The organism is Pseudoduganella sp. S-14, assembly GCF_049913285.1.
Classification (GTDB): Bacteria; Pseudomonadota; Gammaproteobacteria; order Burkholderiales; family Burkholderiaceae_D; genus Rugamonas.
Map to the genome: position 1 here is coordinate 1,934,624 of NZ_CP183991.1, position 12,447 is coordinate 1,947,070.

Here is a 12,447-nt window from a genome sequence, read left to right on the forward strand (position 1 = left end):
ATGGAAAACATCTCCGTACGACGCCGGGCGTTCCTGCGCTCGGCGGCGGCCGGTGTCGCCCTGGCGGGCCTGGGCGGCTGCGGTGGCGGCGGCGGTGGCTCGTCCACTGCCGTGGCGCCGGCGTCGGCGCCGCCCGCGGCGTCGCCAGTGCCGCCGACTACGCCATCGGTGACGACGGTCTCCTTCACCAACGTATCGGTACATGACCCTTCGGTGATCAAGTCGGGCGACACCTATTACGTATTCGGTTCCCACCTGGCGGCCGCAAAAACCACCGACTGGATGAACTGGGCGAAGATTGCCGACGGCGTCAACGCCGGCAATCCGCTATTCAACAACGTTACCGTGGCGCTGACGGAAGCGCTGACCTGGGCCCAGTCCGACACGCTGTGGGCGCCGGACGTGGCCAAGCTCGATGACGGCAAGTTCTACATGTACTACTGCGCCTGCAAGGGCGACTCGCCGCGCTCCGCCCTCGGCGTGGCGGTGGCGGACAAGGTGGACGGCCCTTACGTCAACAAGCAACTGCTGCTGAAGTCCGGCATGTGGGGCGAAGTCAGTCCCGACGGCACCATCTACGACGCCACGAAGCATCCCAACGTGGTGGACCCTAACGTCTTCCGCGACAACGGCGGCAAGCTGTGGATGGTGTACGGCTCCTACTCCGGTGGCATCTTCATCATGGAGATGGACCCGGCGACCGGGCTGCAGAAGCCCGGCCAGGGCTACGGCAAGCACCTGATGGGCGGCAATCACGCGCGCATCGAGGGCGCCTACATCCTGTACAGCCCGGACAGCAAGTACTACTACCTGTTCGCATCGTTTGGCGGGCTCGATGCAAATGGTGGCTACAACATCCGCGTTGCCCGTTCGCTGAACCCGGACGGCCCTTATGTGGATGCAGCGGGCACCGACATGGCGACCGTCAAAGCCAACCCGGCGTTGCCTCTGTTTGACGACGCCAGCATCGCACCGCACGGGCAGAAGCTGATGGGCAGCCACCAGTTTGCGCTGGCGGCAGGCGAAAGCGGCACGGCGCTCGGCTACGTATCGCCGGGCCACAACTCGGCATACTACGATGGGGCGGCCGGCAAGTACTTCCTGGTGTTCCATACCCGCTTCCCGGGCCAGGGCGAGGTGCATGAGGTACGCGTGCACGAAATGTTCATCAACGCCGACGGCTGGCCGGTGGTGGCGCCATTCCGCTATGTTCCGCTGTCGAAGAATGCCACCACGCTGTCGGCAGACGTTACTGCGGCTGATGCAGCGGGCACGTACAAGGTGATCAACCATGGCAAGGACATTTCGGCAACCATCAAGCCATCGCAGGTCGTGACCCTGGCCGCCGGCGGCGCCGTCAGCGGCGCGCTGGCAGGCACCTGGACGCACCAGGGAGCAAACCAGGTCGGCATCGTGCTGGCCGACGGTACAGCCTACAATGGGATCTTGTCGCGGCAGTGGAATACCAACGCCGGCGCCTTTGAGGTGACCTTTACGGTGCAGTCGAAGGCAGGCGTATCGCTGTGGGGCGCGAGAACGGGAGCTTGAGATGACGATGAAATGGATGTTTGGCGCGGCCCTCATGCTGGCGCAGGCGGCGATGGCTGCGCAGGTGAGCGTGCATGATCCGGTCATGGCGAAGCAGGGTGATACCTATTACCTGTACTCGACCGGGCCTGGAATTACCTTCTACAGCTCGAAGGACATGCTGAACTGGCAGCCGGAAGGCCGCATCTTCGCGGGCCATCCACCGGCCGCCGCCAAGGCAGCGCCGGGCTTCGATGACCATGTCTGGGCGCCGGACATCCAGCATCACAATGGCAAGTACCTGCTGTACTACTCCGTTTCGGCTTTCGGCAAGAACACCTCGGCCATCGGCGTGACGGCGAACAAGACGCTCGACCCGCGCTCTCCCGACTATAAATGGGAAGACCAGGGCATCGTCGTGCAATCGGTGCCGGGACGCGATATCTGGAACGCGATCGATTCCAATGTCATCGAAGACGACAAGGGGACCGGCTGGATGGCCTTCGGCTCGTTCTGGGGCGGCATCAAGCTGGTCAAGCTGAATGAAGCATGGACGCGCCCGGCCGAACCGCAGGTCTGGAGCACCATCGCCGCCCGCGAGCGTCCGGCTTTCGTGAAGGATGACAGCGGCGGTCCGGCGGAAATCGAGGCGCCCTTCATCTTCCGCAAGAACGGCTGGTACTACCTGTTTGTTTCGTGGGGCCTGTGCTGCCAGAAAGAGAAGAGCACTTACCACGTTGTCGTCGGCCGTTCGCGTGCGGTCACCGGGCCTTATCTCGACAAGGATGGCAAGGATATGCTGCTTGGCGGCGGTTCGTTGGTCGTGCAAGGCAACGCTGACTGGAAGGCCCTTGGTCACAACAGCGCCTATACCTTCGACGGCATGGATGTGATGGTGCTTCACGCCTACGAAACGAAAGACAAATACCTGCAAAAGCTGAAGGTGATGGAAATGCGCTGGGATCGCGCTGGCTGGCCTGTGGTCGATACCGCCGACCTGGACCATTACCAGAGCGTCCAGAAATGATCGCGCCAAAGTTGGCCCGGGCACTGCAGCGCGGTCTTGCTGTGCTGCTCTCGGCTGGCGCAAGTGCAGCGGCATTTGTGCCGGGTGCTGCGAGCGCCGCCGAACTATTCCCCCTGCAGGACGTCCGCCTCCTGCCAAGCCCTTTCCTGCAGGCCCAGGAAACCAACCGGCGCTACCTGCTGGCGCTCGACGCAGACCGGCTGCTGGCGCCGTTCCGCCGCGAGGCCGGCCTGCCGCTGCCAAAACCATCCTACGGCAACTGGGAATCCAGCGGCCTCGATGGCCACATGGGCGGGCATTACCTCTCTGCGCTGTCTCTGATGTGGGCCGCTACCGGCGACGGCACCGTGCGCGAACGCCTCGACTACTTCGTACAGGAGCTGAAGAAAGCGCAAGCGCCGGACGGCTATCTTGGCGGCATTCCCGGCGGCCGCGCGGCCTGGAACGATATCGCCAACGGCAAGCTCCATGCCGACAACTTTTCGGTCAATGGAAAATGGGTGCCCTGGTATAACCTGCACAAGATCGCCGCTGGCCTGCGCGACGCCTGGCGTCATGCCGGCAACGAAGATGCGCGGCAGATGCTGGTCAGGTTTGCCGACTGGACGGTCGCGATGACCGGCTCCCTGAGCGACGGGCAGATGCAGTCGATGCTGCGCGCGGAGCATGGCGGCATGAACGAGGTGCTGGCGGACGTCTACCAATTGACCGGCGACCAGCGCTATCTCGCTGCCGCCAGGCGCTTCTCTCACCAGGCCATCCTGCAGCCGCTGGCGGAGGGCCGCGACGAGCTGACCGGCCTGCATGCCAATACCCAGATCCCGAAAGTGATCGGCTTCGAACGCATTGCCGAACTGACCGGCGAGCAGCAATGGCACAACGCCGCCAGCTTCTTCTGGCGGACCGTGCACGACCGCCGTACCGTCGCCATCGGCGGCAACAGCGTCAAGGAGCACTTCCACGACGATAAGGACTTTTCCTCGATGAGCAGCGAGGTAGAAGGACCGGAAACCTGCAACACCTACAATATGCTCAAGCTCACCGAGCTGCTGTACCAGCGCGACCCGAACGCGGCGTATGGCGATTATTACGAGCGTGCTCTGTACAACCATATCCTGTCCTCCCAGCGCCCGGAGAGCGGCGGCTTTGTGTACTTCACGCCGATGCGCCCCAATCACTACCGCGTCTATTCGGAAGTGGACAAAGGCATGTGGTGCTGCGTCGGCTCCGGTATCGAGAGCCACGCCAAGTACGGTGAGTTCATCTACGCCCGCGACGGCGATGCCTTGCTGGTCAACCTGTTCATCCCCTCGCGGCTCGAATGGCGGGAGAAAGGCGTCGTGCTGACCCAGTCCAATCAATTCCCGGACCAGGCCAGCACCCGGCTGTCCATCGACAGCGGTGGCAAGTTCACCATGAAGATCCGCTATCCAGGCTGGGTGGCGAGAGGAGCATTGGCCATGCGCGTCAACGGCAAGCCGGTGGCCGTGCATGGTTCACCTGGCGGCTATGTGGAACTGGCCCGGACGTGGCGAAAAGGCGACACTGTCGACGTGCGGCTACCGATGCGCACCGCGCTTGAGCAGATGCCCGACAAGTCGAACTACTACGCCGTGCTGCATGGCCCGATCGTGCTGGCGGCGAAGACATCGCCGTTCCCCGGCGAGCAATTGAATTTCATGGCCGACGACTCGCGCATGGGCCATATTGCGCAAGGCCAGGTCTGCCCGCAGGAAGCGGCGCCGGTATTCGTCAGCGACCGCAAGGATTTCCTCGACAAGTTCAAGCCTGTACCAGGGCAGCCCCTGACATTTACTGCGCCGGGCCTGGTGCAAGGGCAGGGCGCAAGCGCGCTGCGCTTCATTCCGTTCTTCCGCCTGCACGATTCGCGCTACATGATCTATTGGCAGGAAACCACGCCGGCCGGCCTGGCGGCGATGCGCACGAAAGCGGCGGCCGCCGAGGCTGAGCGGCTAGCGCTCGACGCAAGGACTGTCGACCAGGTGGCGCCCGGCGAGCAGCAGCCCGAGTCGGATCATTCCTTCAAGGGCGAGGGGGCGGACGCGGGCCTGAACGGCACCCGCCACTGGCGCCATGCCAGCGGATGGTTCAGCTACGAGTTGAAAGACCGTGAAGGCGCGGGCCGCGTGCTGCGCCTGACCTTTGCATCCGGCGACGCTGGCCGCGAGTTCGACGTGCTGCTGAACGGCCGGCTGCTGCAGCAGGTCACCATTGAGCGCAAAGGCGATGCGTTCTATTCACTGGACCTGCCGGTGCCGGCCGGCGCCGCGCGCGATGGAAAGCTGGAAGTGAAGTTTGTCGCCCATCCCGGCTCGATGGCTGGCGGCTTGTATGGCCTGCGCCTGCTGAGATAATAAAAATGATATGGATCCTGCGAAAAAATGAATTAGATCGGCATGGCGGATTCTCCTAATATTGATCTACTATAATTTTGGAGACCGGCATGAAAGTCACCCGCAGGACTATCCTCGGCGGCGCGTTCGCCCTCGCCTTTGCTGCTTCGGGCAGCGTGTTCGCAGCCAAGCCGCTGGTAATGGGCTTTTCACAGGTTGGCGCCGAAAGTGAATGGCGCACGGCCAATACAGCCTCCATCAAGGATGCCGCCAAGCAGGCCGGCATCACCCTTAAGTTCGCCGACGCCCAGCAGAAGCAGGAAAACCAGGTCAAGGCGATCCGTTCCTTCATCGCCCAGCGCGTGGACGTGATCGCGTTCTCGCCGGTCGTGGAAACCGGCTGGGAAACCGTGCTGCGCGAAGCCAAGGCAGCCAAGATTCCGGTCATCCTGACCGACCGCGCGGTAAAAGTGGCGGACAAGTCCCTGTACGTCACCCTGATCGGCTCCGATTTCGTGGAAGAGGGCCGCCGCGCCGGCAAATGGCTGGTGGACTATGCGGCCAAGCAGAGCAAGCCGGTGCTGAATGTGGTGGAGCTGCAGGGCACCGTGGGTTCGGCGCCGGCGCTGGACCGCAAGGCCGGCTTTGAAGAAGCCATCAAGGGCAACGCCAAGCTGAAGGTGATCCGCACCCAGACCGGTGAATTCACCCGCGCCAAGGGCAAGGAGGTGATGGAAGCCTTCCTGAAAGCCCACGGCAAGGACATCAACGTGCTGTACGCGCACAACGACGACATGGCGATCGGCGCCATCCAGGCCATTGAAGAAGCGGGCCTGAAACCGGGCAAGGACATCATCATCGTTTCCATCGACGGTGTGAAGGGCGCGTTCCAGGCCATGATCGCCGGTAAGCTGAACGTGTCGGTCGAATGCAGCCCGCTGCTTGGCCCGCAACTGATGAAGGCGGCGCAGGATGTGGTCGCCGGCAAGCCTGTGGCGCCGCGCATCGTGACCGAGGAACGCGTGTTCCCGGCGGAAGTGGCAGCTAAAGAACTCCCTAACCGGAAATACTGATGATGGCCACCGCAGCGGCGGGCCCGGTGCTGGAACTATCCGGCATCCATAAGGCCTTCCCGGGCGTGAAGGCGCTGAGCGAGGCGGGGCTGCGGCTCTACCCTGGCGAAGTGCATACGCTGATGGGGCAGAATGGGGCGGGCAAGTCGACCCTGATCAAGGTGCTCACCGGCGTGCATGCGCCGGACCAGGGCAGCATCACGCTTGAAGGCCGTGCTATCCATCCGCGCTCGACGCTGGAAGCGCAGGAGCTGGGCATTTCCACGGTATACCAGGAAGTGAACCTGTGCCCGAACCTGTCGGTGGCCGAGAACATCTTCATCGGCCGCTATCCGCGCAAGTGGGGCATGGTGGACTGGAAGGGAATGCGGACGCGCGCGGCAACCTTGCTGCATGAGCTGGAGATCGATATCGACGTGACGGCGCCTTTGTCGCGCTATCCCCTGGCGATCCAGCAGATGGTGGCGATCTCCCGCGCCTTGAACATTTCCTCGCGCGTGCTGGTGCTCGACGAGCCTACCTCCAGCCTCGACGAGGCGGAGGTGCAGTTGCTGTTCCGCGTGCTGCGCCGGTTGCGCGAACAGGGCATGGCGATCCTGTTCGTGACCCACTTCCTGGACCAGACCTACGCGATTTCCGACCGCATCACTGTGATGCGCAACGGCGAACGCGAAGGGGAATATGCCGCAGCCGACCTGCCGCGGCTGGCCCTGGTGAACAAGATGATCGGCAAGCCGGCGGATGCTGCCGACCCGGCCGCAAGCACCGGCACAGTGGCGGAACCTGCCGGCCGCATACAGCAAGCCGCTGCGGCACGCGTTGTCCTCGAGACGCGCGGCCTGGGCCGCAAAGGCGTGCTGCAGCCGATGGACATGCAGGTGCGCGAAGGCGAAGTGCTTGGCCTGGCAGGCTTGCTGGGTGCCGGACGTACCGAGCTGGCGCGTCTGCTGTTCGGCGCCGACCGCGCCGACAAAGGCGATATAGCCATCGGCGACAAGGCCTACGGCACGTTTGCCAACCCGCGCCAGGCGATTGCCGCCGGCATTGGCTTCTGCTCGGAAGACCGCAAGCTGGAAGGCGCGATCCTGTCGCTCTCCGTGCGCGAAAACCTGGTGCTTGCGATGCAGGCCCGCCAGGGAATGCTGCGCGCCATCCCGATGCAACGCCAGCGCGAACTGGCGGAAGAATATGTCAAGTCGCTCGGCATCAAGACTGCCAGCATCGAAACGCCGATCGGCGCGCTATCCGGCGGCAACCAGCAGAAGGTGCTGCTGGCGCGCTGGCTGGCCACCGATCCGCGCTTGATGATCCTGGACGAACCTACGCGCGGCATCGACGTGCGCGCCAAGCAGGAAATCATGGATTATGTAACAACGCTGTGCAAGCGCGGCATGTCGCTGCTGTTTATCTCGTCCGAGCTACCGGAAGTACTTCGCTGCAGCGACCGCATGATCGTCATGCGCGACCGCGCAGCATGCGGCGAATACCAGCGCGGCGAGCTCGATGAGACCACCGTGCTGCATGCCATTGCAGGGGAGGCAGCATGACGCAGAATACCGCCCACCTGGCTGCTGCGCCGGCCTCGCGCGCAGCGAACGATGGCCCGGGCATGGCTGCGCGCCTGCTGGCCCACCCGCTGGCACGTCCGCTCGGCGCGCTGGCCGTGCTTCTCCTGATTAACCTGTTCGCCGTGCCCGGCTTCTTCCATCTGGAAGTGAAAGGCGGCCACCTGTACGGCGCCATGGTCGACATCCTGAACCGCGCTGCGCCGCTGATGCTGGCGGCTACCGGCATGACCATCGTGATCGCCATGCGCGGCATCGACATTTCGGTCGGCGCCGTGGTGGCGCTGGCTGCTGCCGTCGCCTGCACCATGGCCGCCGCCGAACAGCCGCTGTGGCTGGCCTTTGCCGCGGCACTGGGCGCCGCTTTGCTATGCGGCGTCTGGAACGGGCTGCTGGTAGCCGGCCTTGGGCTGCAGCCGATTGTCGCCACCCTGGTGCTGATGGTCGCAGGACGCGGCCTCGCGCAGCTGGTTACCGACGGCCAGATCATCACCGTCTACCGCGATGACTTCTTCGTCCTGGGCAGCGGCTACCTGCTTGGCCTGCCGGTAGCCCTTTATCTAGCACTTGCGGTGGTGACAGCCGTCGCGCTGGTGATGCGCAAGACCGCCCTCGGCCTGTTCACGCAAGCGGTCGGTATCAATCCGGTTGCGGCGCGACTGGCCGGCATCCGCGCCGGGGCCCTGATCTTCGCCAGCTACGCCTTCTGCGCGGTATGCGCCGGCCTCGCGGGGCTGATCATCAGCTCCAACATCAAGAGCGCCGACGCCAATAATGCCGGCTTGCTGCTCGAACTGGACGCCATCCTGGCCGTCACCTTGGGCGGCACCTCGCTGGCCGGCGGCAAGTTCAACCTGGTCGGCAGCGTGATCGGCGCCCTGATCATCCAGACCCTTACCTACACCGTGTATTCGCTCGGCGTGCCGCCGGAAGTCAACCTCGTCGTCAAGTCGCTGGTGGTGTTCGCGGTATGCCTGTCGCAAAGGAGCAAGGCATGACCCGCGCCCCGTACTTTACTTCCTTGGTTACTGTCGGCCTGTTGCTTGCCTTGCTGGTGGCTGGCGGCATCGCCTATCCCGGCTTCCTGTCGCTGCAGGTGATGCTCAACCTCCTGATCGACAATGCCTTCCTGCTGGTGATTGCAGTCGGCATGAGCTTCGTCATCTTGTCCGGCGGCATCGACCTGTCGGTCGGCTCGGTGCTGGCCCTCAGCACCATGGTCGCTGCATGGCTGCTGCATGCGGCGCACTGGCCGCCCGCGGCCGTGATGGTTGCCGTGCTGCTGATGGGCGTCGTATTCGGCGCCGGCATGGGCGCCCTGATCCATTTTTTCCGCCTGCAGCCATTCATCGTCACTTTGGGCGGCATGTTCCTGGCGCGCGGCCTGTGCTACCTGATCAGCGTGAATTCGATCCCGATCGAGGACCCGGCCTTCGTCGCCATCTCGCAGGCGCAGGTCGGGATCTTTGATGGCTTTGTCTCGCCCGGTGTGGTGATAGCGCTGGTCCTGCTGGCGGTAGCCATGGTGGTGGCGCATATGACGCCGTTCGGCCGCGCCGTGTATGCGGTCGGCGGAAACGAGCAATCGGCCCACATGATGGGACTACCGGTCGGCGCCACCAAGGTCGCCGTGTACGCCATCAGCGGCGGTTGCGCGGCGCTGGCTGGCCTGCTATTCGCCTTCTACATGCTGTCCGGATACGGCCTGCATGCGCAGGGCACCGAGCTCGATGCGATTGCCGCCGTGGTGATCGGCGGAACGCTGCTGACAGGTGGCTACGGCTACGTGGCCGGCGCCCTGACCGGTGTGCTGGTGCTGGGCGCTATTCAGACCCTGATCGTATTCGACGGAACGCTCAGCTCGTGGTGGACCAAGATCGTGATCGGCGTGCTGTTGTTCGCGTTCTGCGCGCTGCAACGCCTGCTCGTCTGGAAACAGAAAAACTAAAAGGAGACCTCATGTTCAAGAAATCGGCCGTTGCATCGGCATTGGCAACGTTGTGCACCCTGGCGCAGGCAGCCAATCCGCTGGTGTCGAATATCTTCACTGCCGACCCGGCGGCACTGGTAGACGGCAACCGCGTCTACCTTTACGTTGGCCACGACGAAGCGGCGCCGGAAGGCAAGGACTACCTGATGCGCGAATGGCGCGTTCTGTCCTCCTGCGACATGAAGAACTGGACCGACATGGGTTCGCCGCTGAACGTGAAGACCTTCAAATGGGCCAAGGCCGACGCCTGGGCTGCCGACGTCACCAAGCGCAATGGCAAGTACTACTTCTACGCCCCGGTCGAACACGATGCGAGCAAGCCGGGTAAGGCGATCGGGGTGGCGGTGTCGGACAAGCCGACCGGCCCCTTCGTCGACGCGCGCGGTAGTGCGCTGATCACCAACGACATGACCAGGGAAACCGATATCCCCTGGGACGATATCGACCCGGCGGTCTTCATCGACAAGGACGGCCAGGCCTACCTGTACTGGGGCAATCGCGTGCTGAAATACGCGAAGCTGAAACCGAACATGATCGAACTCGATGGCCCGATCCACACCGTCGGCATCGACAACTTCACCGAAGCGGCCTACCTGCACCGGCATGACAAGACCTACTACCTGACCTATTCGCGCAACTTCCCGGAGGAGACTGCCTACGCCACCGGTCCTAGCGCAACCGGCCCCTGGACGTTCCGCGGCAAGATCATGGACATGAACAAGGTCGTGAAAACCATCCATCAGGCGGTGGTCGATTTCAACGGCAAGTCTTACGTCTTCTACCACAACGACAAGCTGCCGACCGGTGGCGAATATCGCCGTTCCGTGGCGGTGGAAGAACTGCATTACAACACTGACGGCACCATCGCCTTCATCCCGCAAACGGCTGAAGGCCCGGCCGCCAACCCTGCGCCGGGCTGCAAATGAGGCGCGACTTATTGGTCGATAACGGCGGTGGTATCATGCCTCGCATGACTACCCCGAATCCGAACTGGTTCCTGAAGGCGAGGTTGAAAACTCGTCAACTGTTGCTGATGATCGCGCTGGATGAACACCGCAACATCCACCGCGCTGCGGAAGAACTGCACATGACGCAGCCTGCCGCCTCCAAGCAGCTCAAGGACCTGGAGGACATGCTGGACGTGAAGCTGTTCGAGCGCCTGCCGCGCGGCATGGAACCGACGCTGTACGGCGAAACCATGATCCGCCACGCCCGCATGGCCCTCACCAGCCTGGCCCTGGCGCACGACGATATCGTGACGCTGAAAGCCGGCCTGTCCGGCCAGGTGGAAGTCGGCGTCATCATGACGCCGGCAATGAACCTTCTGCCCAACGCCATCACCCGCGTGAAAAAGGAAGCGCCGCTGCTGCGCATCGGCGTGCAGGTGGAAGCCAGTAATGTGCTGATGGAGCTGCTCCAGCGCGGCACGCTGGATTTCATGATCGGCCGCATCCTGGAAAAGGAAAGCACGGCAGGCCTGGTGTACGAGGAGCTGACCGAGGAGCCGGCATGCGCCGTTGTGCGCACCGGCCATCCACTGCTGGAGCGCGAGAAACTGCAATTGAAGGATATCGCCAACCGCCCCTGGATACTGCCGCCGCAAGGCAGCATCCTGCGTCACCGCTGCGACATGATGTTCCGCCGTGCCGGCCTGGAGCCGCCCGTCGACGTGGTCGACACCACTTCCCAGCTCCTGATTACCGCGCTGCTGCAGAAAACCGATGCCATTCACGTGATGCCGGTGGAGGTGGCGCGTTATTACGCAGAGCTGAACGTGCTGTCGATCCTGCCGCTGGAACTGCCATTCCGCATGGATGCATTCGGCATTATCACCAAGGCTGATCACCTGATGTCGCCGGGCGCCAACCTGCTGTTGCAGGCTGTGCGCAGCGCGGCGAAAGAGTTGTACTGACTTAGCCGAAGGCGTTGGCCGGCAATCCCGGCACGTCGATGCGGGCGCTGAACAGGGCGCCCGCCAGCGGTTCCTGCGCCAACTGTTCCGCCGACAGGCCTTCGCGCGCCGTGGTGATGTACAGCGTTCGCAGGTCTTCGCCGCCGAATGCCAGCGACGCAGGGTGCGATGTCGGCAGCTGCACTTCCGCCAGCAGTTCGCCTTCCGGGCTGAAACGGCAAACGCGCTTGCCGCCCCAGGTGGAAACCCAGATGCAGCCTTCGCTATCGGCCTGCATGCCGTCCGGCGAACCGCCGTCGGTATAGCGGCGCCAGGTTTCGCGCGGTCCAAGGCTGCCATCGGCTGCCAGCGGGTAGCGGTAGGTCACGTCGAGGAAGCTGTCCGAGTGATACAGCGCGCTGCCATCGGGCGCGAAGGTCGGCCCATTGCAGATGTGGTAGCCCTCGTCGGCCACGCGCAGGCGCTGGTCCGGATCAAGGCGGAACAGCTTGCCCACCTTTTGCTGGTAATCGGTATTGTGCATGGAGCCCAGCCACAAGCGGCCGCTCGGGTCGACCTTGGCGTCGTTCAGTCGCTGGCCAGCGGCGCCATCGACCACGCGTACGACCGTCTCGACGCGCAGTTCCGGCTCCAGCCACAGTCGCACTACACTGTCGCGCAGGCCGGCCATGAAGCCATCGCCGTCGCGGCGCGGCACCAGCCAGCAGATATAGTCAGGCAGCAGCCAGCTGCGGTGCTCATGGACGGCGGCATCCCACGCATGCAGGATGCAACGCTTGAGGTCCACAAACAGCAGGCGATCCTGCGCCGGCAAATAGAGCGGTCCTTCGCCCAGCTCAGCGGCAAGGGGCAGGACGCATTGGGCGGTATAGGATTTCATCCCTGCATTCTATGCGGCGAAGCACAGGACGCGCGATTCATTTTTTCAGGCCAGCTATAACTAATTTGGCATGGGGTGACGTTTGGAGAGAATCAAATGCGTTTTCGCGCACTACAATG

The 12,447-nt window shown here is 63.4% G+C and carries 10 protein-coding genes; 9 read left to right on the forward strand and 1 reads right to left on the reverse strand.

Annotated elements, in window-relative coordinates; all coding sequences use genetic code 11:
* The 9 genes from ACN9MZ_RS08790 (at position 1) to ACN9MZ_RS08830 (ending at position 11,448) form a co-directional block, all read left to right on the forward strand.
* Positions 1-1,548: a glycoside hydrolase family 43 protein gene (locus tag ACN9MZ_RS08790; RefSeq protein WP_426341795.1), complete on the forward strand. Its 1,548-nt coding sequence runs from the start codon at positions 1-3 to the stop codon at positions 1,546-1,548.
* Between the two features lies 1 nt (position 1,549).
* The gene (locus ACN9MZ_RS08795; RefSeq protein WP_426341796.1) at positions 1,550-2,554 is read left to right on the forward strand and encodes an arabinan endo-1,5-alpha-L-arabinosidase; all 1,005 of its coding nucleotides are present in this window, start codon (positions 1,550-1,552) and stop codon (positions 2,552-2,554) included.
* Complete coding sequence (locus ACN9MZ_RS08800; protein ID WP_426341797.1) at positions 2,551-4,929, forward strand: beta-L-arabinofuranosidase domain-containing protein; 2,379 nt, start codon at positions 2,551-2,553, stop codon at positions 4,927-4,929. The genes ACN9MZ_RS08795 and ACN9MZ_RS08800 overlap by 4 nt, the downstream gene beginning before the upstream one ends.
* A gap of 89 nt (positions 4,930-5,018) precedes the next feature.
* A complete protein-coding gene (locus ACN9MZ_RS08805; RefSeq protein ID WP_426170053.1) occupies positions 5,019-5,981 on the forward strand; it encodes an ABC transporter substrate-binding protein in 963 nt (320 codons plus the stop codon).
* Positions 5,981-7,528, forward strand: coding sequence for a sugar ABC transporter ATP-binding protein (locus ACN9MZ_RS08810; protein WP_426341798.1), 1,548 nt, complete (start codon positions 5,981-5,983; stop codon positions 7,526-7,528). The genes ACN9MZ_RS08805 and ACN9MZ_RS08810 overlap by 1 nt, the downstream gene beginning before the upstream one ends.
* A gap of 62 nt (positions 7,529-7,590) precedes the next feature.
* Positions 7,591-8,544 carry an ABC transporter permease gene (locus tag ACN9MZ_RS08815; RefSeq protein ID WP_426342879.1) on the forward strand — a complete coding sequence of 318 codons (954 nt, stop codon included), beginning with the start codon at positions 7,591-7,593 and terminating at the stop codon, positions 8,542-8,544.
* Complete coding sequence (gene yjfF / locus ACN9MZ_RS08820; RefSeq protein ID WP_426341799.1) at positions 8,541-9,494, forward strand: galactofuranose ABC transporter, permease protein YjfF; 954 nt, start codon at positions 8,541-8,543, stop codon at positions 9,492-9,494. The genes ACN9MZ_RS08815 and yjfF overlap by 4 nt, the downstream gene beginning before the upstream one ends.
* Positions 9,495-9,505: 11 nt before the next feature.
* Positions 9,506-10,462, forward strand: coding sequence for a glycoside hydrolase family 43 protein (locus ACN9MZ_RS08825; protein ID WP_426341800.1), 957 nt, complete (start codon positions 9,506-9,508; stop codon positions 10,460-10,462).
* Between the two features lie 44 nt (positions 10,463-10,506).
* Positions 10,507-11,448: a LysR family transcriptional regulator gene (locus tag ACN9MZ_RS08830; protein ID WP_426172160.1), complete on the forward strand. Its 942-nt coding sequence runs from the start codon at positions 10,507-10,509 to the stop codon at positions 11,446-11,448.
* 1 nt (position 11,449) lies between these two features.
* On the opposite strand, the gene ACN9MZ_RS08835 is transcribed toward ACN9MZ_RS08830, so the two are convergent.
* The gene (locus ACN9MZ_RS08835; protein ID WP_426341801.1) at positions 11,450-12,328 is read right to left on the reverse strand and encodes an SMP-30/gluconolactonase/LRE family protein; all 879 of its coding nucleotides are present in this window, start codon (positions 12,326-12,328) and stop codon (positions 11,450-11,452) included.
* Between the last annotated feature and the right edge of the window lie 119 nt (positions 12,329-12,447).